Origin of the sequence: Pseudomonas sp. MH10, from assembly GCF_034353045.1 — a bacterium.
GTDB lineage: Bacteria > Pseudomonadota > Gammaproteobacteria > Pseudomonadales > Pseudomonadaceae > Aquipseudomonas.
On the sequence record NZ_CP133783.1, the window covers coordinates 5107512 to 5132034 of the forward strand.

The 24523-nt window shown below is 56.4% G+C and carries 20 protein-coding genes and 3 pseudogenes; 7 read left to right on the forward strand and 16 right to left on the reverse strand.

Annotated features, from left to right (window positions below):
• Nucleotides 1–13 precede the first annotated feature (13 nt).
• From RHM59_RS23080 to RHM59_RS23095, 4 genes are all read left to right on the forward strand, one after another.
• Nucleotides 14–1120, forward strand: coding sequence for an OmpA family protein (locus RHM59_RS23080; protein ID WP_322185147.1), 1107 nt, complete (start codon nucleotides 14–16; stop codon nucleotides 1118–1120).
• 54 nt (nucleotides 1121–1174) lie between these two features.
• Nucleotides 1175–1822, forward strand: coding sequence for a pyridoxamine 5'-phosphate oxidase (gene pdxH / locus RHM59_RS23085; protein ID WP_322165765.1), 648 nt, complete (start codon nucleotides 1175–1177; stop codon nucleotides 1820–1822).
• Between the two features lie 180 nt (nucleotides 1823–2002).
• On the forward strand, nucleotides 2003–2467 hold the full coding sequence (locus RHM59_RS23090) for a glycine zipper 2TM domain-containing protein (RefSeq protein WP_322165764.1): 465 nt from the start codon (nucleotides 2003–2005) through the stop codon (nucleotides 2465–2467).
• A 166-nt stretch (nucleotides 2468–2633) separates the two neighbouring features.
• A complete protein-coding gene (locus RHM59_RS23095; RefSeq protein WP_416195041.1) occupies nucleotides 2634–3731 on the forward strand; it encodes a PLP-dependent cysteine synthase family protein in 1098 nt (365 codons plus the stop codon).
• A 198-nt stretch (nucleotides 3732–3929) separates the two neighbouring features.
• On the opposite strand, the gene RHM59_RS23100 is transcribed toward RHM59_RS23095, so the two are convergent.
• From RHM59_RS23100 to RHM59_RS23110, 3 genes are all read right to left on the reverse strand, one after another.
• On the reverse strand, nucleotides 3930–5540 hold the full coding sequence (locus RHM59_RS23100; protein WP_322165762.1) for an NAD(P)/FAD-dependent oxidoreductase: 1611 nt from the start codon (nucleotides 5538–5540) through the stop codon (nucleotides 3930–3932).
• A 114-nt stretch (nucleotides 5541–5654) separates the two neighbouring features.
• Nucleotides 5655–6326: a hypothetical protein gene (locus RHM59_RS23105; protein WP_322165761.1), complete on the reverse strand. Its 672-nt coding sequence runs from the start codon at nucleotides 6324–6326 to the stop codon at nucleotides 5655–5657.
• A 62-nt stretch (nucleotides 6327–6388) separates the two neighbouring features.
• The gene (locus RHM59_RS23110) at nucleotides 6389–6988 is read right to left on the reverse strand and encodes a short chain dehydrogenase (protein WP_322165760.1); all 600 of its coding nucleotides are present in this window, start codon (nucleotides 6986–6988) and stop codon (nucleotides 6389–6391) included.
• A 106-nt stretch (nucleotides 6989–7094) separates the two neighbouring features.
• Here RHM59_RS23110 and RHM59_RS23115 point away from each other — a divergent pair, with 106 nt between their 5' ends.
• The gene (locus RHM59_RS23115) at nucleotides 7095–8021 is read left to right on the forward strand and encodes a LysR family transcriptional regulator (RefSeq protein ID WP_322165759.1); all 927 of its coding nucleotides are present in this window, start codon (nucleotides 7095–7097) and stop codon (nucleotides 8019–8021) included.
• 373 nt (nucleotides 8022–8394) lie between these two features.
• On the opposite strand, the gene RHM59_RS23120 is transcribed toward RHM59_RS23115, so the two are convergent.
• From RHM59_RS23120 to RHM59_RS23170, 12 genes and pseudogenes are all read right to left on the reverse strand, one after another.
• Nucleotides 8395–9468: a hypothetical protein gene (locus RHM59_RS23120; RefSeq protein WP_322285502.1), complete on the reverse strand. Its 1074-nt coding sequence runs from the start codon at nucleotides 9466–9468 to the stop codon at nucleotides 8395–8397.
• Nucleotides 9465–10538 carry a hypothetical protein gene (locus tag RHM59_RS23125; RefSeq protein WP_322285503.1) on the reverse strand — a complete coding sequence of 358 codons (1074 nt, stop codon included), beginning with the start codon at nucleotides 10536–10538 and terminating at the stop codon, nucleotides 9465–9467. Before RHM59_RS23125 ends, RHM59_RS23120 begins: the two co-directional genes overlap by 4 nt.
• The gene (locus tag RHM59_RS23130) at nucleotides 10535–11599 is read right to left on the reverse strand and encodes a hypothetical protein (RefSeq protein WP_322285504.1); all 1065 of its coding nucleotides are present in this window, start codon (nucleotides 11597–11599) and stop codon (nucleotides 10535–10537) included. The genes RHM59_RS23125 and RHM59_RS23130 overlap by 4 nt, the downstream gene beginning before the upstream one ends.
• On the reverse strand, nucleotides 11596–15294 hold the full coding sequence (locus RHM59_RS23135) for a hypothetical protein (RefSeq protein WP_322285505.1): 3699 nt from the start codon (nucleotides 15292–15294) through the stop codon (nucleotides 11596–11598). The genes RHM59_RS23130 and RHM59_RS23135 overlap by 4 nt, the downstream gene beginning before the upstream one ends.
• A gap of 1 nt (nucleotide 15295) precedes the next feature.
• Nucleotides 15296–15631 (reverse strand): DUF4123 domain-containing protein, encoded by a 336-nt coding sequence (locus RHM59_RS23140; protein ID WP_322285506.1) that lies wholly within the window; start codon nucleotides 15629–15631, stop codon nucleotides 15296–15298.
• Between the two features lie 8 nt (nucleotides 15632–15639).
• Nucleotides 15640–15996: pseudogene (gene tssI / locus RHM59_RS25600) on the reverse strand (type VI secretion system tip protein TssI/VgrG); the annotation flags it as partial.
• A 96-nt stretch (nucleotides 15997–16092) separates the two neighbouring features.
• A pseudogene (locus RHM59_RS25605) lies at nucleotides 16093–16446 on the reverse strand (contractile injection system protein, VgrG/Pvc8 family); the annotation flags it as partial.
• Between the two features lie 183 nt (nucleotides 16447–16629).
• Complete coding sequence (locus RHM59_RS23150; protein ID WP_322165749.1) at nucleotides 16630–17331, reverse strand: ABC transporter ATP-binding protein; 702 nt, start codon at nucleotides 17329–17331, stop codon at nucleotides 16630–16632.
• Nucleotides 17332–18099 (reverse strand): high-affinity branched-chain amino acid ABC transporter ATP-binding protein LivG, encoded by a 768-nt coding sequence (livG, locus tag RHM59_RS23155; RefSeq protein ID WP_322165748.1) that lies wholly within the window; start codon nucleotides 18097–18099, stop codon nucleotides 17332–17334. It abuts the gene before it with no gap.
• On the reverse strand, nucleotides 18096–19364 hold the full coding sequence (locus RHM59_RS23160; RefSeq protein ID WP_322165747.1) for a high-affinity branched-chain amino acid ABC transporter permease LivM: 1269 nt from the start codon (nucleotides 19362–19364) through the stop codon (nucleotides 18096–18098). Before RHM59_RS23160 ends, livG begins: the two co-directional genes overlap by 4 nt.
• Complete coding sequence (gene livH / locus RHM59_RS23165; protein WP_322165746.1) at nucleotides 19361–20290, reverse strand: high-affinity branched-chain amino acid ABC transporter permease LivH; 930 nt, start codon at nucleotides 20288–20290, stop codon at nucleotides 19361–19363. Before livH ends, RHM59_RS23160 begins: the two co-directional genes overlap by 4 nt.
• A 224-nt stretch (nucleotides 20291–20514) precedes the next feature.
• Nucleotides 20515–21642 (reverse strand): branched-chain amino acid ABC transporter substrate-binding protein, encoded by a 1128-nt coding sequence (locus RHM59_RS23170; protein WP_322285508.1) that lies wholly within the window; start codon nucleotides 21640–21642, stop codon nucleotides 20515–20517.
• 337 nt (nucleotides 21643–21979) lie between these two features.
• Between RHM59_RS23170 and RHM59_RS23175 the strand changes: the two genes are divergently transcribed.
• Nucleotides 21980–22285, forward strand: coding sequence for a DUF2288 domain-containing protein (locus RHM59_RS23175; RefSeq protein ID WP_322185171.1), 306 nt, complete (start codon nucleotides 21980–21982; stop codon nucleotides 22283–22285).
• A gap of 236 nt (nucleotides 22286–22521) precedes the next feature.
• Here the strand turns inward: RHM59_RS23175 and RHM59_RS23180 are convergent.
• Nucleotides 22522–22814, reverse strand: a pseudogene (locus RHM59_RS23180) (hypothetical protein); the annotation flags it as partial.
• Between the two features lie 273 nt (nucleotides 22815–23087).
• Between RHM59_RS23180 and RHM59_RS23185 the strand changes: the two are divergent.
• Entirely contained in the window at nucleotides 23088–24434 is a 1347-nt protein-coding gene (locus tag RHM59_RS23185; RefSeq protein ID WP_322285509.1) for an MFS transporter, read from the forward strand.
• Nucleotides 24435–24523: the final 89 nt, after the last annotated feature.

A 24523-nucleotide genomic window follows, 5' to 3' on the forward strand; every position in this document is an offset into this window, starting at 1 on the left:
GTATGGATTAACAATGTCCTCTAACAAAACTATCGCGTTTGCCTTATGTCTGGCTGTCACGGGTTGTGCTCAAACGCCTCAGAATGGCTCCGCCGATGGTGGTATTAACTGGTGGCCTTTTGGTGCTCATCAGTCTGCGGATAAGGCGCCGGATCAAGCAACGGCGGGCAAGCCTGATGCGAAGGTCGCTGCTGTTGCTCCAGCTGCGCCTGTCGCGGTGAAAACAGAGGTCGCCGCCGCTAAAGTCGACGTCAAGGCTGCTCCTGCTCCTGCCGCCGCGCCGGTGGTTGCCGCGGCCGCGCCTTCTACCGAGACTCATTGGTGGTGGCCGTTCGAAACCAAACAACAAAAGGACGCGGCTAAGCCGCTCCTCGCGCTACGCGCTCAACCGGTGCCAATGCCTGATCCAAAAGTCACCCAAGCTTGGCTTGATAATTACGAGCCACGTTTGCGTGTAGCGATCAAAGACAGCCCGTTTGAGCTGGAGCGCCGCGAGAACATATTGGTCATCACCGCCCCAGCGGACAGCTCGTTCAACCATGATCGTCCAACCATGTTGCTGCCGGTTACACTTGGCCCGATTACCCGCCTGGCAAAAATTGTTGAAGCCGACCCGACAACCGCTGTGCTCGTTCTTGGCCATGCCGACACCACTGGCTTGAGCGCTGACAATCAAAAACTGACTCAAGACCGAGCGTCTTCGGTTGCTGCCATTTTCCGCCTGAGTGGTCTGGAACGTAACCGCTTGGGCATGCGTGGGATGGGTTCGATCATGCCGCGTGCAGCCAACGACAGTGTCGAAGGTCGCAAGCTGAACCGTCGGATCGAGATCGTGATGACGCCGCAAGTCACCATGGTGGCCCTGCTGAGCAAATACAACATGCCAGCGCCAGGCCCGACTCTGGCCGCCGCTCAGACAACACCGCCCGTAGCCGCTACCCCCGCACCAGGGGCTAAAACCGTAGCCAGCACTAAAAAGGCACCGGTGAAAAAAGCCGCCGCCAAAAAGCCCGTTGTCAAAAAAGCTTCGTCAGTGAAAAAGACGACGCCCGCTGTGCCCGCCAAAACTGACGCGCCAGCGAAGAAAGACATACCGGACGATCAGGCGAAAGCCAACTAAGCCTGACCGTAGCCAAGGACCTTTTCCCAGGAATTGCAGCGAAGGAAGCACGTGATGACCCAAGTTTTGGCCGATATGCGTCGTGATTACGCCCGAGATGGTTTGAACGAAGCTCAGGCACCGGACGAACCTTTCTCCTTGTTCCATCAGTGGTTCGCCCAGGCGGTGAAAACCGAGCAAGCACCGGTCGAGGCCAATGCCATGACCGTGGCGACCGTCGATGAACAGGGCCGTCCTCATTGTCGGATTTTGCTGCTCAAAGGACTCGACGACCAAGGCTTCACGTTTTTCACCAACTACGAAAGTGATAAAGGTCAGCAACTGGCGTCGCGTCCTTTTGCGGCCATGACCTTCTTCTGGCCTTCGCTGGAGCGTCAGGTGCGGATTGAAGGGCGCGTGGTTAAGGTGAGCCCGGAAGAGTCGGACGCTTACTTTCAGGTTCGGCCTCTGGGCAGCCGTCTCGGGGCATGGGCTTCACCGCAAAGTCGGGTGATCGCTGATCGTACCGAACTTGAAGCGCTGCTCAAGGACACCGAGCAGCGGTTCAGCGACAGCCAACCGCACTGCCCGGAGCACTGGGGCGGGTATCGCTTGTTGCCAGAAAGGATCGAGTTTTGGCAAGGCCGTCCGAGCCGGTTGCATGATCGTTTGAACTATCGTCTGCAAAACGAGGCATGGATTCGGGAGCGGCTCGCGCCCTGATGTATCGCCATTCTCTGCACTAGAAATCCTTTGAATCTTTTTCACGCCCGAACGTCTATGACGTGAGGGTAAAGCGGCACAGTATGTCCGCTGAATGGAAACAAGTTTTTCGGTGCAGAACCGTGACAGGTTTCTTGTCACGGAGTTTAATGGCTGCTTGTTCTTTTTGGAGATGATCTTATGCGTAAGTCTGTTCTGCTGGTTGCTTCGTTCACTGCTATGGCATTGACACTGGGCGGCTGTACCTCAAGTCTGACCGGGGACTCATATTCCCGCGATGAGGCTCGGACAGTACAGACCGTACGCATGGGCACCATCGACTCGTTGCGCCCCGTTAAAATCGAAGGCACCAAGACTCCAATCGGCGCTGGCGCTGGTGCGGTAGTGGGTGGTGTGGCCGGTAGCGCTATTGGTGGCGGTCGCGGCAGCATCATCACTGCGGTGATCGGTGCGGTAGCGGGTGGTCTGCTGGGTTCGGCCACGGAAGAAGGTTTGACCCGTGCGCAGGGCGTAGAAATTACCGTGCGTGAAGACGACGGCACGATGCGCGCCTATGTTCAGGAAGTGCAGGAAAATGAAATTTTCCGCGTCGGCGAACGCGTGCGCATCATGACGGTGAATGGTACAAGTCGAGTTGCTCACTAAGTTTTACGTCGTTATTGAGTGACACTTGAGTAACTGCAACAAGTTGTAATAAAAAAGCCCGGGCCAAAAGTCCGGGCTTTTTATTGGCACCAATGCTTAAGACGATTGGCTTCTTGATGGGGGCGATTTGAGCGGTGGAACGATTCCTAAATTTGAATGAGAAGTCATGATGAGCGATAGCAGACCATGGGCCCGTGAAGCGATCCGAATCATCGAAGCGGACTTTCAGCGCAGCGCCGACACCCATTTGATCCCCTTGGAATTACCGGGACTGCCAGGCATCGAGTTGTACTTCAAAGATGAGTCCAGCCACCCGACGGGCAGCCTTAAACATCGTTTGGCGCGGTCGTTGTTTCTCTATGCGTTGTGCAATGGCTGGCTCAAGCCCGGCGCTCCAGTGATCGAAGCCTCCAGTGGCTCGACAGCGATTTCCGAAGCGTACTTCGCCCGTTTGTTGGGTTTGCAGTTTGTTGCGGTGATGCCTGCCACCACCTCTCAGGAAAAGATCGCACAAATCGCGTTCTATGGCGGCAAGAGCCATCTGGTTCAGGACCCGACTCAGATTTACGCTGAGTCCGAACGCCTCGCCCAAGAAAGCGGTGGTCATTTCATGGACCAATTCACCTACGCCGAGCGTGCCACCGATTGGCGAGCCAATAACAACATCGCCGAGTCGATCTTCCAACAGCTGCGCTTTGAGCGTTATCCGGAACCTAGCTGGTTGATTTCAAGCCCCGGCACGGGCGGCACCACCGCAACGCTGGGTCGCTACGTGCGTTATCGCCAGCACAGCACGCGGGTGTTATGCGCTGATGCCGAGCGTTCGGTGTTTTTTGACTATTACCAAACCGGCGATGCGAGCTTGCGTCTGGACTGCGGTTCACGCATCGAGGGTATCGGACGGCCTCGGGTCGAGGCCTCGTTTTTGCCAAGAGTGATTGACGCTATGGTCAAAGTGCCCGATGCACTGTCCCTGGCCGCCATGCATTACTTGGCACAGCGCTTGGGCCGGCGTGTAGGGGGGTCCAGCGGAACCAACCTCATCGGCGCGCTTTTGGCTGCCAAGGGAATGGTTGCTGCTGGTGAGTCAGGCTCCATCGTGGCGATTTTGTGCGACGGCGGCGAGCGTTATGCGACTACCTATTACGATCAGGCGTGGTTAACAGCACAAGGGTATGAACTAACCGGGTTGATCGACAGCATCGCGGCCTGTGCCGAACGGGGTGAAGCCCTGCCCGAAGGCGTGTTGCGCGCCGGGATTTAAGACAGTGAAAACCCTGTAGGAGACAACTTGTTGGCGAAGGTCCTTCGGCCCTTGTCGCAGCCTTCGGCACTCCTACAGAAATCTGTGCAACGCCAGAAATCTGTGGGACCGAATTCATTCGGGAAGGCTTCAGTCCTGCCACTGCGCGACAATACGGTGTCGAAGACGTGGCGGACCCTCCTACAGATCATCCTCGGATCAACCCTCAATCCCCAACATATCCCGAGCCAGCGCCTCGGCGACTCGAATACCGTCGACCCCAGCGGACAAAATACCGCCCGCATACCCAGCACCTTCACCGGCCGGAAACAGGCCTTTGACGTTCAAGCTTTGCAGGGTGTCATCGCGGGTGATGCGCAGCGGTGACGAGGTGCGGGTTTCAATACCGGTCAGAATCGCGTCGTGCTGGGCGAAACCTTTGATCTGTTTATCGAACGCCGGCAACGCTTCACGAATCGCCTCAATCGCATACCCGGGCAGGGCGTCTGCCAAGTCCACCAGTTTCACCCCAGGCTTGTAAGACGGCTCTACGCTGCCCAAGACGCTCGACGCCTTTCCAGCAATGAAGTCACCCACCAACTGCGCGGGCGCCTCGTAGTTGCTGCCGCCCAACACGTAGGCCAGCGATTCCAGCCGCTCTTGCAACTCGATACCGGCCAACGGGCCGCCTGGATAATCCTCGGGCGTGATGCCGACCACGATGCCCGAGTTGGCATTGCGCTCGTTGCGCGAGTATTGGCTCATGCCGTTGGTGACCACCCGGTGCAGCTCGGAGGTCGCGGCCACCACCGTGCCGCCAGGGCACATACAAAAGCTGTACACAGAACGACCGTTTTTCGCGTGGTGCACCAGTTTGTAATCCGCCGCACCCAATTTCGGGTGGCCGGCGTATTTGCCCAAGCGTGCGCGGTCGATCAGCGATTGCGGGTGTTCGATACGGAAGCCCACGGAAAACGGCTTGGCTTCCATGTACACGCCACGTCCATGGAGCATGCGAAAGGTGTCGCGGGCGCTGTGGCCCAACGCAAGGATCACGTGCTTGGATTCGATCTGTTCGCCGCTGTTCAAAACCACGCCCTGCAACTGGCCGTTGTCGATCAGCACGTCAGTAACGCGCTGTTGAAAGCGGACTTCGCCACCCAGCGCCTCGATCTGATGACGCATGTTTTCCACCACACCGGTCAGTCGAAACGTACCGATGTGCGGCTTGCTGACATACAGGATTTCTTGCGGCGCACCCGCTTTGACGAACTCATGCAGTACTTTACGGCCGTGGAATTTCGGGTCTTTGATCTGGCTGTACAGTTTGCCGTCGGAGAAGGTCCCGGCGCCGCCTTCGCCAAACTGCACGTTGGACTCCGGGTTGAGCACGTTCTTGCGCCACAACGCGAAGGTGTCCTTGGTGCGCTGACGCACCTCAGTACCGCGTTCGAGGATGATCGGTTTGAAGCCCATTTGCGCTAAAAGCAAACCGGCGAAAATCCCGCAGGGGCCGAAGCCGACGACAATCGGACGCTCGCTCAAACCTTCGGGGGCATGCCCGATAACGTGGTAACTGATGTCGGGTGCCACGCCGAGATGGCGGTCATCGGCAAACGTGCGCAACAGCGCCGCTTCATCGCGCACTTCGAAATCGATGGTGTAGATGAAACACAGTTCCGACGATTTTTTCCGCGCATCGTAGCTGCGTTTGAACAGTGTGAAGTTGAGCAGCTCATCGCTGTCGATCCCCAGGCGCCGCAGCAGGGCAGGGCGCAGGTCTTCTTCCGGGTGATCGATTGGCAGCTTGAGTTCGGTGATTCGTAACATGACAGGGTCCAGTATCCGGGCCAGCTTTACGCGAACCGGCAATTATAGGCCCCTTCGGTCCCATGCGCTGCAGGCATTTGAAATCCATTAGCCGTAACCAGGCTCCGGGTGAACTCAGTCGTTGCGTGCGCCGCCGTAATAGCCACAGCCACGCTGGACCTGATCGTTAACGCGCAATTCAGCGGTCAAGTGCAGTACGGAACCGCTAACCGGATCGACGCAGCGTTGCGGTGCGACCCACAACTCGATGCGCTGACCATTGGCTTCGGTGCTCAGGTTGAGACGACCATCAGGCAGTTCTTCTTCAACATACGGCAGGGCGACGGGGTCTTTGCCCTCACGGTTGAGGATCAAGCCTTTGCCGTTGACGTTGATGTCCCAGGCCGGGCTGTTGCCGCTGGCGTGCACGATCAACTGCTTGAAGTTGGTGTCCTTGCAGGCGGTGGCGGAACGTTCAACCCGGTAGAGTTGCTGCAGGTTGACCACCCCATCGGTGCCCGAGGTTTTGCTGGCGTTGAAGCTGCCGCGTAAATCGGCGAACAGCGTGCCTTTTTTGGCCGCGAGCGCCGTAGCCTCTTGCAGCACGCTGGTGTTGCCGCTGTCCTGGATCAAAAACCGGCGTTGTTCGTTGCAAGGCTGAAACCACAGCTGACCACCTTCACCGGTGAGGTCGCCTTGCATGCGAGTCAAGCCCTGCGTGGACGACGCAGGTTTGGCGCTGAACATCTGACAGCCGGCAAACACGGGCAGCAGGGCAATCATCAACAGGGTACGGGCAGCGAACATGGTGGGTCGGTCTCCAAACAAGTGGCGCCACGTTACTCAGGCTGCTGCCCGATCACAAGGGCTCAGCCGACGTGATAAGTCTGACCGGTCTGCAAACCTTCGACGCTTTTCGCGTAAGCCAGTGCAGCATCCGCCGCCAGCAAGGGCTTGAAGCCCCGGAAATAGGACGCGTAGGCGCCCATTGACTCCACTAAAACATTTGGGCTCACCGAATTTACGCGCAAGCCGCGAGGCAATTCGATGGCAGCCGCCCGAACAAAACCGTCGATAGCGGCATTGACTAGGCTGGCGGAGGTCCCAGTGCGGATCGGGTCATGGCTGGTGACGCCGGTGGTGAAGGTGAACGAAGCGCCATCGTTGGCGAATTCGCGTCCGATCAACAGCAAATTGACCTGGCCCATGAGTTTGTCCTGAAGGCCCAGCGCAAAGTCCTGTTCAGTCATGTCGGCCAAGGGCAAAAAATTCACGTTCCCGGCTGCACACACCAACGCGTCGAATCTACCTACCCGTTCGAACAGTTTTCTGATGGACGCGCTGTCACTAATATCCACCTGGAAATCACCGCTCGTGCGGCCAATGCTGACGATCTCGTGGCGCGGGGCCAATTCCTTCGCAATGGCCGAGCCTAAGGTTCCCGTGGCGCCAATCAGAAGAATTTTCATCGCGTTTCCTTGAAATGGTTTAACAAGGACTCAGTGTAGAGTGCGAGATTGCGGTCGATAAACATGCTAATTGGCAACTTCACGTTTTCAGCAGGAAACAATCGAAATGAGCGAGATGGATGACTTGGTTGCCTTTGCGATCCTGGTCGAAGCCGGGAGCTTTACGTTGGCCTCCCAGCGGCTGGGGTGCAGCAAGGGCCAATTGTCCAAGCGCATCAAGTTTCTGGAAACCCGTTATTCCGTGACGCTACTGCATCGTACGACTCGTCGCTTAAGCCTGACGGCCGCGGGTGCAGCCGTATTGCCTCAAGCGAGGGCGCTAATTAATCAAACCGTGCGCGCCCAGCAAGCGTTAGCCCGGTTACACGATGAGGTCGCCGGCTCGGTGCGGATCACCGTACCGGTGTCCATGGGCGAAACATTCTTCGACGGTTTGCTGATGGAGTTTTCGAAAGAATATCCATTGGTTCAGATAGAGCTGGACCTGAACAATGGGTTTCGGGACCTGTACCGGGACGGATATGATCTGGCGATCCGCACTCACGTTGACAGCGATGAACGATTGGTCTCCAAACCATTGCTCGACATGCAAGAACTCACCTGCGCGAGCCCGGCCTACCTCGAACGCCACGGCGAGCCCACGCGCCCGGTGTCGTTGAGCGAGCATTTTTGCTTGCTTAACAGCCACTACAGCGGCCGTGACGAATGGCTTTACCACCAGAATCACCAACTGACACGGGTACGCGTTGCGGGTCCATTCGCGAGCAACCATTACAGCCTGTTGAAAAAAGCCGCGCTGGTCGGTGCCGGCATCGCCCGACTACCGTCCTACATGGTCCACGCCGAAATCACCGACGGACGTCTGCGCTGGCTGCTGCGCGATTATCAAACCCCCAGCTTGCCGCTGTTCCTGGTCCACCCCTACGAAGCCGGCTTGCCGCGTCGTACCCAGGTCATGGCTGATTACTTGTTGAGTTGGTTTGCTCGCAGTAGTAGCGCGTTTGATAGGCTTAACAGAACACACCGGCGATAGAGAGAATTGCAGACGAGCCTCGGCTCCAGAACAACATCAATGCCGGACTGGATTCCCGCCCTCAAACAACGCATAACTTATTGATTTCAGATATCGAATTGTAGGAGCGCGCCCGCGATGGATCGCGAAGCGGTCCCAAAAAGCCTATACGGTCCCAACTGAAAAAGTGGAGTCGATGGTTTTACGACTGCTGCGCAGCCGATCGCGGGCAAGCGCTCCTACAGGTCCTGTTTTTACTGCGCGAGGGGGACGGAGTCGCCTGCAGAAATGGGCGCGGCGAAGGTTCAACCGAACAAAATCAACTTTGTGGGTGTTGGCTTGCCAACGAAAGCGCCAAAGCAGCCAACACAAACTCTGCGGCTGAAACGGACGATCAATCGACATACTCCACATGCCGCGCCATCAGGTTCGGGCGTTGGAGGGTGTCGATCTGATCGATCTTGCCGCGCATGTCGTAGAGTTCTTGGTCGAAGGTAGCATCGTCCATATCGATCCAGAACCTTGGATTGCGGCGGGTTTTGCGGTCGTATTCAGCCGTTGTTGGGTCGAGATGTCGGTATTGTTCGTAGCGCGGCAAGTCCGGCAGCGGGCGGCTGGTGTCCATGTAGTTCTGCAGACAATCCCACAACGCGCAGCACAGCTGGCCTTCACCGGGAGCGAATAAGGGCCGGAAGTTGATGACGATATCGCGGTAGCGGTGGGCGATATACAGCACGTTCGTCACTAAACCCTGACGATCCGGGATGGTGGCGATGTAGGCGTCGAACTCATAAAACGGCGCGGTGAGTTCACCGATGGTGCCGTTCTTTTTGTATTCGCCGTTGTTGTCGTAATCGAAGAGAGTGACCAGGCCGGTGCGGCGGTTGATTTCCCAGATGGGGCCTCGGGAGGGTTTGACCCAGAGGTGGGGGAAGTAGCGGATGACTAGGGCGGCGATTGCCCAGCAGAAAATGGGGATCCCTGAGAACCAAATGAAGAAGCTATAAAAACTATCTATAGCTATTTCTATCCATGTTCCTTTGAGCTTTTTGATAGCCACCAAAAGAGTGAATAAGCCTGGAATCAGACCGATAAGGAAAAGCCACTTTCCAAATGAGTGTAAGTAGATCCAAAACTGTGACCGCGCAGACCACAAAGAGAACCTAAAGCGCTCCTGATCGTGACGGTCATGAAAGTCGACATCCTCATATAGAGCAGGTACATAAGTACCTAAAACCAACTTTTCTTTTTTCTCCTGCAAACCTTTTTCTACCCGTCGGAGATCCTCAGGTGACGCCTCTGTCAAAAAATCATCGGGTGCGACTTGTTGAGTTAGTCCCCACGGCAAACGCACCTTGGAAAAGCGCCGTATCCATGAGCGCTCTGCCGAAGGTGGTTGGTTGGGAATCCGATTAGAGCGATAAGCGGTGGCGGCGTAGTAAGTCGTTTCCAAAGCGTCGGATTTCAATCGACATACTCCACATACCGCGCCATCAAGTTCGGGCGCTGGAAGGTGTCGATTTGATCGATCTTGCCGCGCATGTCGTAGAGTTCTTGCTCGAAGGTAGCATCGTCCATATCGATCCAGAACCTTGGATTGCGGCGGGTTTTGCGGTCGTATTCAGCCGTTGTTGGGTCGAGATGTCGGTATTGTTCGTAGCGCGGCAAGTCTGGCAGCGGGCGGCTGGTGTCCATGTAGTTTTGTAAAAAGTCCCATAACGCGCAGCACAACTGACCTTCGCCGGGAGCGAATAAGGGCCGGAAGTTGATGACGATATCGCGGTAGCGGTGGGCGATGTACAGCACATTCATCGACAAACCTTGGCGGTCAGGGATGGTCGCGATGTAAGCGTCGAACTCGTAAAACGGCGCGGTGAGTTCACCGATGGTGCCGTTCTTTTTGTATTCGCCGTTGTTGTCGTAATCGAAAAGGGTGACAAGGCCGGTGCGACGGTTGATTTCCCAGATGGGGCCTCGAGAGGGTTTCACCCAGAGTTTAGGGAAATAGCGCATGATTAGGGAGGCGGTTGCCCAAGAAAATAATGGTATTCCTAAAAACCATGAGTAAACGCCAATAAATCCGTCTATTGCCAAGTCGCCCCAAGACATGTCTAAGACCAACCCTAGAACAACGTATGAAAGTACGCTTATCGGCAGAAGAAACAAAAAACCTCCTTTTCCAAATACTAGGAGGTAAGCCCAGAACTGCGACCGCTTAGACCATAATGAAAACCTGAAACGCTCATGGTCATGCCGATCGTGAAAGTCCACATGTTCATATGGAGCCGGAATGTAGGTGCCCAATTTTTGGTGTTCTTCACGCTCTTTGTTCATTTCCTCCTGAAATCGCAAGCTGCTGGGTTTGCGCCGAATTAAAAAGTCATCGGGCGCGACTTGTTGAGTTAACCCCCACGGCAAACGCACCTTGGAAAAGCGCCGTATCCATGAACGCTCAGCAGATGGTTTTTGCTTGGGAATCCGATCTGAGCGATAAGCCGTGTCGGCGTAGTAAGTCGTTTCCAAAACGTCGGTTTTCAATCGACATACTCCACATGCCGCGCCATCAGGTTCGGGCGCTGGAAGGTGTCGATTTGATCGATCTTGCCGCGCATGGCGTAGAGTTCTTGCTCGAAGGTAGCGTCGTTCATATCGATCCAGAACCTTGGATTGCGGCGGGTTTTGCGGTCGTATTCAGCTGTTGTTGGGTCGAGATGTCGGTATTGTTCGTAGCGCGGCAGGTCTGGCAGCGGACGGCTGGTGTCCATGTAGTTCTGCAGAAAATCCCACAGGGCACAGCACAGCTGGCCTTCACCGGGAGCGAATAAGGGCCGGAAGTTGATGACGATATCGCGGTAGCGGTGGGCGATGTACAGCACGTTCGTCACTAAACCCTGACGATCCGGGATGGTCGCGATGTAGGCGTCGAATTCGTAAAACGGCGCGGTGAGTTCACCGATGGTGCCGTTCTTTTTGTATTCGCCGTTGTTGTCGTAATCGAAGAGTGTGACCAGGCCGGTGCGGCGGTTGATTTCCCAGATGGGGCCTCGGGAGGGTTTGACCCAGAGGTGGGGGAGGTAGCGGATGACTAAAGCACCTAATGCCCAGCAAAAGAGAGGCAAAAATATCCATGTGGCGAGTATAGGGAGTAACTCAACTGTTGTAGTTAGCCACGGATCATCTAATGCAAAGAGCATAAGAAAGTACGTCATCATTGACACTACAAACGCTATATAGAATAGCCCCCGTCCTCCTCCCGTCAGATAGATCCAAAAGTGTGAACGTTTGGACCATAAGGAGAATCTGAAACTTTCATGATCATGTCGGTCATGGAAGTTAACGTGTTCATATGGAGCCGGAATGTAAGTGCCCAGCTTTTGCTTTTCTTCGCGCTCTTTGTTCATTTCCTCCTGAAATCGCAAGCTGCTGGGTTTGCGCCGAATTAGAAAGTCATCCAGCGCGACTTCTTGGGTTAGCCCCCAGGGGAGGCGAAATTTAGCAAAGCGCCGTATCCACGAGCGTTCTGCGGAAGGTGGTTGGTTGGGCATCCGGTCAGAGCGGTATGCGGTGGCGGCGTAATAGGACGAATTTATTGCAGTCATTGGTCGTCCTGCGCTTTATGGGTGGTTTCATCTGCCCAGAACGGTTGTTCGATTTCTTTGAAGTTGGGTGCGGCGTGGGCCGCGCCGAAAGGGGTTGGGTCTTTGGGCTTTGGTGCGGGAAATACCCAGGATGAACTGCCATCGCTTAGTGTCAGTTGGGCACGGACTTGCCATTGTGTGTGAACCGACACGGTGTCGTTTGAGCGTGAAACTTCAACCAGCGTTTCCCAAGGTGTTTGCAAGAATATTTCCATTCCATCGGGCTTCGGCCGGTACGCCTTAGGCTTGGCCTCGGGAAATAGGTGGGTTTCTTCGCGAGGCGGCCCATCAAAGCGAACGCGGGATCGGCGAACTTTCAGCAGCGCACACGAGGCTTTGGTGCTGAGGTCGCCCAGTCCGGTCAATAGGCCGGGCAGGTTGCTCTCGATTCGGATGCGCGTATCGGATGCGCGTATATCCATGGGCACCGGATTAAAGCTCTCGATGCAGGCCGGGAGGCTGTATTCCGGGTTGGCTTCAACAGTGATTCGGATGTTGGCAAACAGGCTGACCAAGTAGTAGAACGCATTTTCCGGGGCTTGCAGATGGGGCGCTTGGTCACTGTTAGGGCCGAAGGGCCCTGCGCTAAGCCAGTCTTCAATGGGTGTAGAACTGAGCCAGTAAACGACGCCCAAACCGATACTGATTAAAATCAGGCTGATCCAGCCCAGAGGACCCAAGCCCAGAAGAGTGGATCCTCCGACCAACAGCGTGCCTGCTATACCGGTTAGGCCGCCGGCGGCCATCAGCAGATGGCCCCACAAGGCATCGTCTCCCCATTGATAGGCATGCCAGGCGTCGTATAGGTTGAGGCCGACAAAGATTGATCCGGCCACCGCCTGAGCTATTAATCGGCTAGAGAACTCTTTCATTAAGAACTCGCTTAATGAACCTAACATACGCTTTGCGCTGGCATCGGAGACGGTAAAAAGTGTTTTACGGGCGCCAGCCAAAATTGACTGACTTCCAGCCAGTTTTACGGTCAGAGCTTCCATGGCAATAAGTAGGTCAATGGCTGCGCCTCCAACACCGAAAACGGCTCTGAATTTCCCTTTCTCTATCTGAGCCTGCTTAACGGCCTCCAACTCACTCCTCAAATTCCACAACTCCAACATCCCCACCGCCGCCGCAAACGGTGTCGAGTTCAGCGCTTTGTACATCCACTGGCTCTGCAACGCCGTCCGATTCTTCACTGCATCTTGTATCGCGTTGCCTCTTACCTTTTCCTGCTCGGCCGTGTGTGCTTGCCATGCGGTATTGACCTGTTGGTTCACGCGGCTGATCAGCTGTGCAGTGCGATGGTCGCGGGGCATGGCGATGACGATGGTGTTCGCGTGAGGTTCGCCGCCGTTGCGATAGTGCTGACGGTCAACCATCGATCTGTCGGACGTGGATCGATAATCAAGGGCAGGCCTGCGCAGGCGCGCCGGAATGTCCGGCAGGTCGCTCAAACCAAATATGTAGAGATTCTTGCTCCGGGCCTCTGCATAGGTAATGAATTGCATGGCACCAAGGCCGCCCGGCAGCATGCTACGCAGTTGCGCCACGGCGCGTCGTTGTTGGCCCATATTCAGCGCTGGGGCCGGGGAGGTGGCTCCCGGTCTCGGCGTGTTTTTCGCCGCCTGCACCGCTTTCTCGGCCACATCAACCGCGCCCTGCAGGTTTTCGTGAAGGCTCATCAGCGTTGCCGCCACCGCCTTCAGAGTCCCAGTGAAGGTGTTGTTGAGGCTGCCGCTTTCCACCAGACCGGCCAGTAAATAAGCGTCGAGCGTATTGAGTTGCTTCGGGTCAATGACCTCACAACTGACAGCGGCCAGCAGTGCATTGGGCCGAAACAGCCCATCGCCACTGTTGATGTCTGGGACGGCGGATTGAACATAGGGTGCGTTCGTATCCTGGGACTCAAGCGCTGGCCATAACATCCGATGCAGCGGATGGGTTTCATCGTTGGCAATGTGTTGAATTAGCCGTTGTCCGTCGCTGGGGTCTGAGCCGCTTTTGCTCAGACCCGTCACGGCGTCGCCGACCTCACCATTGACTGCCAGGGGGTCGGTCTGAGAGGGCCGGGTCGCCAAGCTGGCAAACAGTTGACTGACAAAATGCAGCGCGGCGACATAATCGAAGCCTTCCAAGCTCAGGTGATCAGCAAGGGTCTGTTGGGTTCGCCGGGTTGTCAGGCATTCGCTCAGCAGTGCCTGGCTCATCTCCAGCGACCGCCAGAGCTGCTGGCGTTCACCGCTGGCGGTGAACCGATTGACGTCGATCCGACCTTGAAGCTTCAGTGCATTGAGCTGTTTATGCAGCGGATTGATACCGCCGCCCAAGGTGCTTGGTACGACCAGTTGTTGCACCAGCAAGGCACTGGCGTGATGCGCGTGGCGGCTGGCGCGGGCGGCGCAGAGTTGCAGCAGGTTCTGTTGATCATTGACCCGGGTGTGCAGGTGGCGCAGCCGATAATGTGGGTCTTGCAGCATAACGCCGTACAGATTGCGTTGGCGTGCGCGGTGCAGCACGTCCGGGACTTCTGGCTGTTCGTGCCAGAGCTCGTCGCCAAGCTGCGGCGTACACAGTTCTCCTATCCAATGCGCCCACGCGCCGGTTTCGAGGGGCGTCGCTTGGTAGGCCGTCTCGCCGCGCTCAGAGCGGGTGACGTGGGCATGCGCTTCGCTCAGCGCCCGAACCGGAAACTGTCCACTCAAGTCGCACAAATAACGGGCCGGTTGGTCCAGCAGCCACTCATAACCTGGCTGGCGTGCTCGTTGGGGTGCGACCCTCCTGACCGGAAATGCGTGAGTGTCGTAATTTAGCCAACTGACGTGAGCATCGGCGGCGGCTTGAGGGCGCACTTTATCGTGAGCGTCAAGTGCACCAAATGCCTCAAGCATTGCAGTGCCATCAGGTTTGTTGTGAAAAAGCCGCTCGAACGTGGCAAGAGAACTTCGCAGGTTCGGGCTTTGGCAGCGTTGTCTGCGCAGCGCCGAGTCGTTCTCCAGACAGCGCAATCGCGGACCGGACAATTGGATTTCGCTGAAGCACAGTTGAGGCGCTACCGGCAGGTTATTCCAGCTAGACGGCAGCCAGATATCTTCCAGTGCTTGCCCAGTCGCGAGCCGTGAACGGGGTTCGATTTCGTCTCCCATGCGGTATTCATTGAAATCGACGTCGTGGTAGGTGGTCCGTTCATCGTCGACCCGCACTTCCAGCTCGCGCCACACTCGACCGTTGAGGAACACATAGATGAAACCAGCGCGGCACAACACCGGGGTGCCGTTATCGTGGGTGCTGTTGACACCGGGCAGCGCGACGAAGGGCACGACCGGGACGATCTGATTCCATTGACCGTCGAACTGACGTGGGGTGATCGAGACTTCAGGGAGCGGCACCCGAATCGGTGCGCCGTCGACGCTGGCGATCTCTAACCACAAGCGGTGTTTGAAGGTGTTGGACCAGGCCCAGACATGCAAGGCGCTGTTCAGTAAGTACTCGCCGGTTAAGGTTTCAGGGCGGTCCGAATCAGTCAGGGCATCCAGTCGTTTCAAACTGTCGTGCTCATAAAACGCCAACCGCTGGGTATCTGGATGACCGTTGCCGGTGACCTGCACGATCAGCTTGTTGACTTCGCAGCAAGGGCCGCTGCTCAGTGTGCTCTGCGTCATGTCAGGACTCCTGTCCGTTGGAAATCGTTGATTGAAGTGGCTGGTTGAGTGATCGGCTTTGCTCAAAGCGGACGATGAAGATGTGTCGCAAGTGTGCAAGCAACGCTTCGCAGGAATGTTCGCTTTCGATAATCAGCCCGGGCCAGTCACCAGGCGCCGGTCGTACTGAGCGCGAGAGCGCCTGTCTACTCTCGTCCGCGACTAACAACGGACTAAATTCCACGTATCCAGCCATCTCCGTCGAAGTAAATAGCGGCGTAAATGCCGGATGGTCGACGTGCTGAAAAAGCTCGGCCAGCAGCGATTTTCTAGGTTCCAACAGCATCCAGATATTCATGCACGGTCCCGGCTGCGGAACACGCTTTTGGTTTTGTTCGCCGGTAACTCGTAAGGAACCGGGTTCAGGCTGTTGGGCAAACAGCCCATGACAATCGGCCGATCCGCGTCACCTTCCAAATAAGAAATCAACACTTCCATGCCGACCCGAGGCAAGGTCACCGCGCCATGACTGTTTCCCTCCCAACTGGACGCCACCCGCACCCAGCAACTGGTGGTGTCGTCATTGAGTTCGCGGCGGTCCCAGTGAAACTTGACCTTCACCCGGCCGAATTTATCGCAGTGGATTTCTTCGTCTTCCGGGCCGGTGACTTTGGCGGTTTGGGTGCTGTGGATCAGCGGTTTGGGATGGCGCAAGACGGGGCGAAACGGGATGGTTTCCGGGGCGCGGGTCACGTCACCGTTGAACTGCACATCCAGGCCGTCAAACAGGCCGTGTGCTTCGAGCACTTCAAGAATGATCGCCAGCACGCTCATCTGCTGGAACGAGCGGCGGTGGCTGCTGTGTTCCAGGTACGCGAGAGAGGGTTTGAGCACCGCGATGTAGTGCGTCAGCCGGGCGTTGGAATCGCTTTTGTGGATGGAGTGAATCTGCCCATGAATACCTTCGCCGTTCGGGCCAAAACCGAGAAAAGCCGCCTTGTGCAGCAGATCCGAAAGCTCAATACCAGACGACCGACTCACCAGTTCGACGGTGATGGCGTAAGGCGTGCTGACGGCTTCGGTGCCATTAAATGCGAATACTTGAAAATGGCGGGGTTCAACACCTTTCACATTCAGCGTGAAGGTTGGGACGGCGGCGTGTGGCATGCGCATTTCTTCGTGTCGAAAAGATGCGGCAACTTTGCGAGGTGATCTCGGCGATGTATATCGGGCGGGTTAGACAGGTTATGTAGGATTTTTCTCGTAGCTCTAAGGAGGCTTCCTACGGATTTTCCCTTTGATTAAAAAAGCCACAAAAAAACGGCCCTCAGGCCGTTTTTTTAACACCCCACCGATTCAACCACCCAAGTACGCATCCCGCACTTTCGGGTCGTGCAGCAACTCTTCTCCGGTTCCCTGCATCACCACCCGGCCGTTTTCCAGCACGTAGGCACGGTCAGCAATTTTCAGGGCTTGGTTGGCGTTTTGCTCCACCAAGAACACGGTTACACCGTCACGGCGCAGTTGTTCGACGATCTCGAAAATCTGCTGAATGATGATGGGTGCCAAGCCCAGCGACGGCTCATCGAGCAGCAGCAGCTTGGGTTTGCTCATCAATGCGCGGCCGATGGCGAGCATCTGCTGTTCTCCGCCCGACATAGTGCCGCCACGTTGATGGAAGCGCTCCTTGAGACGCGGGAACAGGTGCAAGACCTTGTCCATTTGCTCGTGGTATTCGTGCTTTTCAGTAAAAAAGCCACCCATGGCCAGGTTCTCTTCCACGGTCAGGCGAGCAAACACGCGACGGCCTTCGGGCACCACCGCGATGCTTTTGCGCATGATCTGTGCCGACTCCAGTCCGACCAACTCTTCGCCCATGTAGCGAATGCTGCCGGCATGGGCGCGGGGTGAACCGCACAGGGTCATCAGCAGGGTAGATTTCCCCGCACCGTTGGCGCCGATCAGGGTGACGATTTCGCCCTGGCGGATGTCGACGTTGACCGAGTGCAGCGCCTGGATCTTGCCGTAGAAGGTGGAAACGTTTTCGAATTGCAGCATTTACGCTTCCCCCAGGTAGGCTTTGATCACTTCAGGATTGTCGCGAATTTGCGCAGGCGTACCATCGGCCAGCGGTGTGCCTTGGTTGATCACGACGATGTGGTCGGAAATGCTCATGACCAGTTTCATGTCGTGTTCGATCAGCAGCACTGTGGCGTTGTGTTCGTTGCGCAAAACGCCGATCAACGCTTTGAGGTCTTCGGTTTCACGTGGGTTCAGACCGGCTGCCGGTTCGTCGAGCATCAGGATGCGCGGGCGCGTCATCATGCAACGAGCAATTTCCAGGCGGCGTTGCTGACCGTAGGCCAGAGTCCCAGCCGGACGGTTGGCGAACTCTTTAAGATTGACCTGTTCCAGCCAATGCTCGGCATATTCCATCGCCTCGCGCTCGCTCTTGCGAAACGACGGTGTCTTGAACAGGCCGGCCAGAAAGTTGGTGTTGAGGTGACGATGCTGGGCAACCAACAGGTTCTCCACCGCCGTCATGTCCTTGAACAGCCGTACGTTCTGAAAGGTGCGCACCACGCCTTTGCGGGCAATTTGGTGGCCGGCGAGGCCTTGAATGGGTTCGCCGTCCAGCAAAATGGTGCCTGCGGTCGGCTTGTAGAAACCGGTCAGGCAGTTGAAGACGGTGGTTTTACCCGCACCGTTGGGGCCGATCATCGACACCACTTGTTTTTCGTTAACGGTCAGGCCTACGCCATTGACCGCCAACAAGCCGCCAAAGCGCATGCTCAGGCCGCTGACTTGCAGAAGCGGACGGCTCATGAATGCGGCTCCGCTTTCAGTTTCATTTCGGGACGTTGCATTGGCAGCAAACCTTGTGGTCGCCAGATCATCATCAGCACCATCAAGGCGCCGAACATCAACATGCGGTACTCGCTGAATTCACGCATCAGTTCAGGCATCAGAATCAGCACCACCGCAGCGAGGATGACCCCCAGTTGCGAGCCCATGCCACCCAACACAACGATGGCCAAGATGATGGCCGACTCGATGAACGTGAACGACTCCGGCGTCACCAATCCTTGGCGGGCGGCGAAGAAGCTGCCAGCGAAGCCGGCGAACGCAGCCCCCAAAGTGAATGCCGAAAGCTTGATGATGGTCGGGTTCAGCCCTAGTGCGCGGCAGGCAATTTCGTCTTCACGCAACGCTTCCCACGCCCGCCCGATGGGCATGCGCAGTAAACGGTTGATGACGAACAGGGCCAACAGCGCCAACAGCAACGCAATCAGGTACAGGAAGATGACCTTGTTCACCGAGTTGTAGGCAATGCCGAAATACTCGTGAAACGTCTGTGACCCTTCAGCCGCCACACGTTCGAACGACAGGCCGAACAGGGTCGGTTTCGGGATGTTGCTGATGCCGTTCGGGCCGCCCGTGAGGTCGGTCATGTTGCGCAGCAGCAAGCGGATGATTTCACCGAATCCCAAGGTCACGATTGCGAGGTAATCACCGCGCAAACGCAACACCGGGAAGCCGAGCAGGAAGCCGAACAGCGCCGACATCAAGCCCGCGATCGGCAGACAGATCCAGAAACCCAATCCGTAGTAATGCGACAACAGCGCGTAGCTGTAAGCACCGACGGCGTAGAACCCGACATAGCCCAGGTCGAGCAACCCGGCCAGGCCAACCACGATGTTCAGCCCCAGACCGAGCATGATGTAGATCAGGATCAGCGTGGCGATGTCCACTGCGCCGCGTGAGCCGAAGAACGGCCACACCAGCGCCACTAGCACCAGGCCGAGCACGATCCAGCGTTGCGTGGAGGGCAGAGTCAGAAAACGGGTGGTCTTGGCGGGAACCCTTGGAAAGTCCGGGGTGGCTCGCCATGCAGTGTTTATGTGGTCCTGAAACAGCACCCGAAAAAACATCGCGATGGAACAACCAAAGATCGCCGCCAACATCGCATGGCTTGCACCAATGACGGTCAGGTTGACACCGACAATTTCCAGCTTCAGGCCGAGGATCGGGTAGGCAACGGCCAATACCAGCAAGGCGCTGAACAGTGCTGATTTGAGATTCTTGCTCATACTTTTTCAACCTCCGGACGGCCAAGCAGGCCGGTCGGCCGGAACAGCAACACGAGAACCAACAGCGCGAATGACACCACGTCTTTGTATTGATCGCCGAACACGTCGGCACCAAAGGCTTCGGCCACACCTAACACCAACCCGCCCAGCATGGCGCCGGGAATACTGCCGATGCCGCCGAGTACCGCCGCGGTGAACGCCTTGATGCCCACGAGGAAGCCGGCGTTGGGGTTGATCACGCCGTATTGCATGCTCAGCAACACCGCAGCGACCGCAGCCAATGCGGCGCCGATCACAAAGGTCAGGGCGATGATGTTGTTGGTGTTGATGCCGAGCAGGTTGGCCATCTTGATGTCTTCAGCGCAGGCGCGGCAGGCGCGGCCCAGGCGAGAGCGGGAGATGAACCAGGTCAGCGCGAGCATGGCAACCAGGGTGACGAGGAAAATCAGAATCTGCATGTACGAAATCACCACCTCATGACTGCTGGAGGTGCCGAACACGAAGTTTCCTGGAATCAGGTTGGGGATCGATTTGTCTTTTGAATCCTGGGCGAGCAACACCGTGTTCTGTAGAAAGATCGACATACCAATGGCCGAGATCAACGGAATCAGCCGGTTGCTGCCGCGCAAAGGGCGGTAAGCAACGCGCTCAATGGCGTAACCATAGGCGCTGGTGACAACGATGCTGGCGACGAAAGCGGCAGTAATAAGCAGCGGCAAGCTGTCCAGGCCCATGGCGCTCAAACCGGCCAGGGCAATGAACGCGACATACGAACCGATCATGTACACCTCGCCGTGGGCGAAGTTGATCATGCCGATGATGCCGTAAACCATGGTGTAGCCAATGGCAATCAAGGCGTACGTGCTGCCAACGGTCAGACCGTTAATCAGCTGTTGAAAAAAGTGATAGAAATCTATCTCAGGCATTACAACGCTCCTAAAAACCTACGAGTGTCCACTGGTGAAGTCGTTTGCCGCTCGCGCGTCATGGTATTCGTCCACGTTTGACGTGAGCTCAGTGGGGCACTGGTGACGGTTTCAAGATTTTCAGAGGGGACGAGTTGCTGTAGCGCAGGTCTCGACCCGTTTACCTCGTAAAACAAAGCCCACTGTGGATGCAGTGGGCTTTGGGTGAGTCACAAACTCGAAGCTTATTTCATTGGAGCTTCGGTTTTGGTGCCGTCTTTGTGCCAGGTGTAGACCACAAATTTAAAGTCTTTCAGGTCGCCTTTGGCGTCGTAGCTCAGGTCGCCAGTCGGGGTCTTGAACGTGCCCGCGTGGATAGCGGCGGCTACTTTCAAAGGGTCTTCGCTTTTAGCGGCAGTGATGGCATCAGCGATCACTTCAACTGCAGCGTAAGCCGGGAACACGAACGGGCCACTTGGGTCTTCTTTCTTCGCTGCAAACGCGGCGACCAGAGCCTTGTTCGAAGGATCCTGGTCGAACGATTTCGGCAGTGTTACCAGCAGACCTTCGGAAGCATCTTGAGCGATCTGCGAGATCGACGCGTTGCCCACGCCTTCTGGACCCATGAAACCAGCGATCAGGCCTTTCTCTTTAGCCTGACGCAGGATCAGACCCAGTTCCGGGTGGTAGCCGCCGTAGTAAACGAAGTCGACGTTGGCTTGTTTCAGTTTCGCGATCAGCGAAGAGAAGTCTTTGTCGCCAGCGTTGATGCCTTCGAACACGGCAACTTTCACGCCTTTGCCTTCGAGGGTTTTCTTCACTGCGGTAGCGATGCCTTCACCGTACTGCTGCTTGTCATGGATGACAGCAACCACTTTCGGTTTAACCACGTCAGCGATGTAGTTGGCAGCGGTTGGACCTTGAGCGCTGTCCAGACCGATGGTGCGGAAAATCATTTTGTAACCGCGAGCGGTGATCTCAGGGCTGGTGGCCGCTGGAGTGACCATCACGATGCCTTCGTCTTCGTAGATATCAGACGCCGGTTGAGTCGAGCTGGAGCACAGGTGACCGACCACGAACTTCACGCCGTCGTTGACGACTTTGTTAGCGACCGCTACGGCTTGTTTTGGATCGCAGGCATCGTCGTACTCAACGGCTTCGAGTTTCTTGCCGTCTACGCCGCCTTTGGCATTGATTTGCTCAATGGCCATTTTTGCGCCGCTGAACTGCATGTCGCCGTATTGAGCGACTGCGCCAGTTTTAGGACCGGCAATACCGATTTTGATGGTGTCAGCTGCGAACGAATGGCTGGCTACCCCGGCCAAAACCAGTGCGGCAAACAGCTTGGAAACCTGCTTAATACCCTTAGTCATGATGCTCCACTCTTCTGTTTTAATTTTTATAATCCTGGCGGCCAAGGCTGCAGGACCAGATAAAAAACGCCCGGTCATCCCCCCGGCAACTGTACCGGTACAGTGTAGAGCGCCGGTTTGTCGCTTGAAAAGCGGGCTACTGGGGGCAAAACCGGGTGATGTCGCTTAATCGACAGAAAGATACAGAATCGCACCAACTTCTTGCGCTCAGCGTTCGCACAATTGAGTTCGCACCCCCGCAATTCTGAACTTCCCATGCAATCAATCACTTAAATCTGGGTTTGTCCGAAGAAACAGCGGCGCTATGATTGCGCCAATTTTCTCTTTGGTGAAACCCATGACGAAAGAACCTAGCACCCTCTATGCCAAACTGCTCGTCGAGACGGCTTCTATTACGTGGAATGAATTGCAACCATTCTTTGCCAGGGGTGCCCTGTTGTGGGTCGAGGCGCCTCTGGATTTGATCGAGGTCGCAGAAGCCGTGGCTGTTAACCAAGCAGACAAAGTCGCCGCGTGGCTTTTAACGGGACAGGTCAGCAAGGTAGACGAATCAAGGGCGTTGGATCTTTTGGAGCGCGATCCGCCGCTTTGGACGGTGGTGGTGGCACCTTGGGTGTTGATTCAGGACAGGGCGCACGTCTGAATTATCGCCCTGAAAAAGTGCGGCGAGCCGGGCGGGTGGGTAGCCCGGTAACCGCCATCACGACGATGGCGAAGTGCAGTAGCGAAAAAACCCACCTGTTTCAAACCGTTCCTGCGCCTCAGTATGCGGTTTTCCCGGTGTGCTGATTGAGCGAGATGACTTTGGTCTTACCAATCCGGTGACGGTAAATTTCTCTCAGGTATTTGACCGCCTTTTTCACGCTGTCGCGGGGAATCAACGTCCAACGCAATGTTCGAGCCGCAGCGACCCAAACCTATCAGGCACAGCGATGGAAACTGTTGGTCGCGACGTAGTTCTTCTGGGTCTTCGACATGAGCCGAAAGCGGAACACGATGTCACGCAGGCCGTCGAGATTGTCGAGGATGCGATCGGTGTCGGTCTCGGTAAAGTACAGATCCTGGTGCGCGGGCATCGGCTGGGGGCTGTAAGCGCTGCGGATGGCCGGAGCGCTAGGAGCGGTTAACAGTAACCCTGAGGCCGCGCTGGCCATATCGTTTTTATGAGTCATCGTTAGCCATATGCTGGAGTGGATGGGCGCACGACTGAGGTTGCCGCGCCATCGCGGAGTAAGAAATGACGACTTTTACAGCGCGTCACGAGCTTGCGGACACAGCCCATGTAACCAACGTCGATCACCTGTTATCAGCGTAACGAATGTTTAAAGACAGATTTCCTGGCGAGTTCTAGATTGAGCATCCAGGCTCGACGAAATCCGGCGTTTGCGCGAGGGTTCTCATTCGAGTGCACAGGACATCGAATAACAATAAAAGAGACGGACCCCATGCAGAACTCGACCCAAGCGAAGAATGCCTGGCGCATTCTGTTCCTGCTGTTCCTGGCAAATTTGTTCAACTTCTACGACCGTGCGATCCCCGCCATTATCATCGAGCCGATTCGGTTGGAATGGAGCCTCAGCGACTTTCAGATCGGAATCATTGGCACTGCGTTCACCATCGTTTATGCCATTGCCGGACTGCCACTAGGTCGCATGGCCGATACCGGCTCGCGTCGTAAATTGATGGGCTGGGGCCTGGCGGTTTGGAGTGGTCTGACGGCGGCCAATGGCTTGGTCGGCAGCTTTTGGGGGTTCCTGGCGGTGCGCATGGGGATCGGCATCGGCGAAGCCAGTTATGCGCCGGCGGCTAACTCACTGATCGGCGATTTATTCCCGGCCCATCGCCGTGCTCGGGCCATGGGGATTTTCATGCTCGGCCTGCCGTTGGGGTTGTTGTTGGCGTTTTTTACCACGGGGGCGATGGTCAAGGCGTTCGACTCGTGGCGCGCGCCGTTCTTCATTGCGGCAGTACCGGGTTTGCTGCTGGCAATTTTCATGTTTTTTATCCGAGAACCTCAGCGTGGCGCCGCCGAAAGCGTGCGCATGTCTCAGGAAAAAATCGACAAGCCGATCCGTCGGGTGTTGGCGATTCCAACCTTTGGTTGGCTGGTCTTGGCGGGGCTTAGCTTCAACTTCGCCACCTACGCCTGCAATTCGTTCATGGTGCCGATGCTGCAACGCTACTTTTTGTTGCCGTTGCAGCAAGCGGCTGTGGCGACGGGATTGATTGTCGGTGTGACCGGCTTGATAGGCCTGACCCTCGGCGGCTGGATCGCGGACAAGGTTCACCAGCGTTATGCCAGTGGGCGTTTGATATTCGCGGCGCTCAGTTTGATTGTGTCGACGGCAACCACCGGTTACGCATTGCATGCCGGGCGAATTGAAATCGGCCTGTTCATCGGCGTCTTCAGTGTGGGCTGGCTGTTTTCCTACAACTTTTATACCTGCGTCTATACCGCGATCCAGGATGTGGTGGAGCCGCGTTTGCGCGCGACCGCCATGGCGGTATTCTTCGCTGGGCTGTATCTACTGGGCGGGGGGCTGGGGCCGGTGGTCGTCGGGTTGTTGTCCGACTACTTCTCCCATGCAGCGATGGCCGCAGCGGGTGTTGGGCAAATGACCGAAGTGTTCAAGGCCGACGGCCTGCACGACGCAATGCTGCTGATTCCGGTGGCGTTGTTCCTGACCCTGTTGTTCTTGCTTCAAGCGTCCCGCAGCTTCGCCAAGGATGCCGAGCGGATGAAGGCGGGAATGGCTGCGAATGAGCCGCTGATGCCTGCGGTGACGGCCTGATCCACCGCGTCAGGCCATTCGCGAATGAATTCGCTCCCACAGAATTTCAGCATGACGCTGAATTCCCTGTGGGACCGAATTCATTCGGG

Excerpts from the sequence above, each read along its gene's own strand:
- RHM59_RS23095 (WP_416195041.1), top strand. The coding sequence starts at position 2,634 with ATGATGAGCGATAGCAGACCATGGGCCCGTGAAGCGATCCGAATCATC.
- RHM59_RS23130 (WP_322285504.1), bottom strand. The coding sequence starts at position 11,599 with ATGACTGCAATAAATTCGTCCTATTACGCCGCCACCGCATACCGCTCT.
- RHM59_RS23175 (WP_322185171.1), top strand. The coding sequence starts at position 21,980 with ATGACGAAAGAACCTAGCACCCTCTATGCCAAACTGCTCGTCGAGACG.
- RHM59_RS23090 (WP_322165764.1), top strand. The coding sequence starts at position 2,003 with ATGCGTAAGTCTGTTCTGCTGGTTGCTTCGTTCACTGCTATGGCATTG.
- livG (WP_322165748.1), bottom strand. The coding sequence starts at position 18,099 with ATGAGCCGTCCGCTTCTGCAAGTCAGCGGCCTGAGCATGCGCTTTGGC.
- RHM59_RS23080 (WP_322185147.1), top strand. The coding sequence starts at position 14 with ATGTCCTCTAACAAAACTATCGCGTTTGCCTTATGTCTGGCTGTCACG.
- RHM59_RS23105 (WP_322165761.1), bottom strand. The coding sequence starts at position 6,326 with ATGTTCGCTGCCCGTACCCTGTTGATGATTGCCCTGCTGCCCGTGTTT.
- RHM59_RS23110 (WP_322165760.1), bottom strand. The coding sequence starts at position 6,988 with ATGAAAATTCTTCTGATTGGCGCCACGGGAACCTTAGGCTCGGCCATT.
- RHM59_RS23185 (WP_322285509.1), top strand. The coding sequence starts at position 23,088 with ATGCAGAACTCGACCCAAGCGAAGAATGCCTGGCGCATTCTGTTCCTG.
- RHM59_RS23170 (WP_322285508.1), bottom strand. The coding sequence starts at position 21,642 with ATGACTAAGGGTATTAAGCAGGTTTCCAAGCTGTTTGCCGCACTGGTT.
- RHM59_RS23100 (WP_322165762.1), bottom strand. The coding sequence starts at position 5,540 with ATGTTACGAATCACCGAACTCAAGCTGCCAATCGATCACCCGGAAGAA.
- RHM59_RS23150 (WP_322165749.1), bottom strand. The coding sequence starts at position 17,331 with ATGCTGCAATTCGAAAACGTTTCCACCTTCTACGGCAAGATCCAGGCG.
- RHM59_RS23160 (WP_322165747.1), bottom strand. The coding sequence starts at position 19,364 with ATGAGCAAGAATCTCAAATCAGCACTGTTCAGCGCCTTGCTGGTATTG.
- RHM59_RS23115 (WP_322165759.1), top strand. The coding sequence starts at position 7,095 with ATGAGCGAGATGGATGACTTGGTTGCCTTTGCGATCCTGGTCGAAGCC.
- livH (WP_322165746.1), bottom strand. The coding sequence starts at position 20,290 with ATGCCTGAGATAGATTTCTATCACTTTTTTCAACAGCTGATTAACGGT.
- RHM59_RS23135 (WP_322285505.1), bottom strand. The coding sequence starts at position 15,294 with ATGACGCAGAGCACACTGAGCAGCGGCCCTTGCTGCGAAGTCAACAAG.
- pdxH (WP_322165765.1), top strand. The coding sequence starts at position 1,175 with ATGACCCAAGTTTTGGCCGATATGCGTCGTGATTACGCCCGAGATGGT.
- RHM59_RS23140 (WP_322285506.1), bottom strand. The coding sequence starts at position 15,631 with ATGAATATCTGGATGCTGTTGGAACCTAGAAAATCGCTGCTGGCCGAG.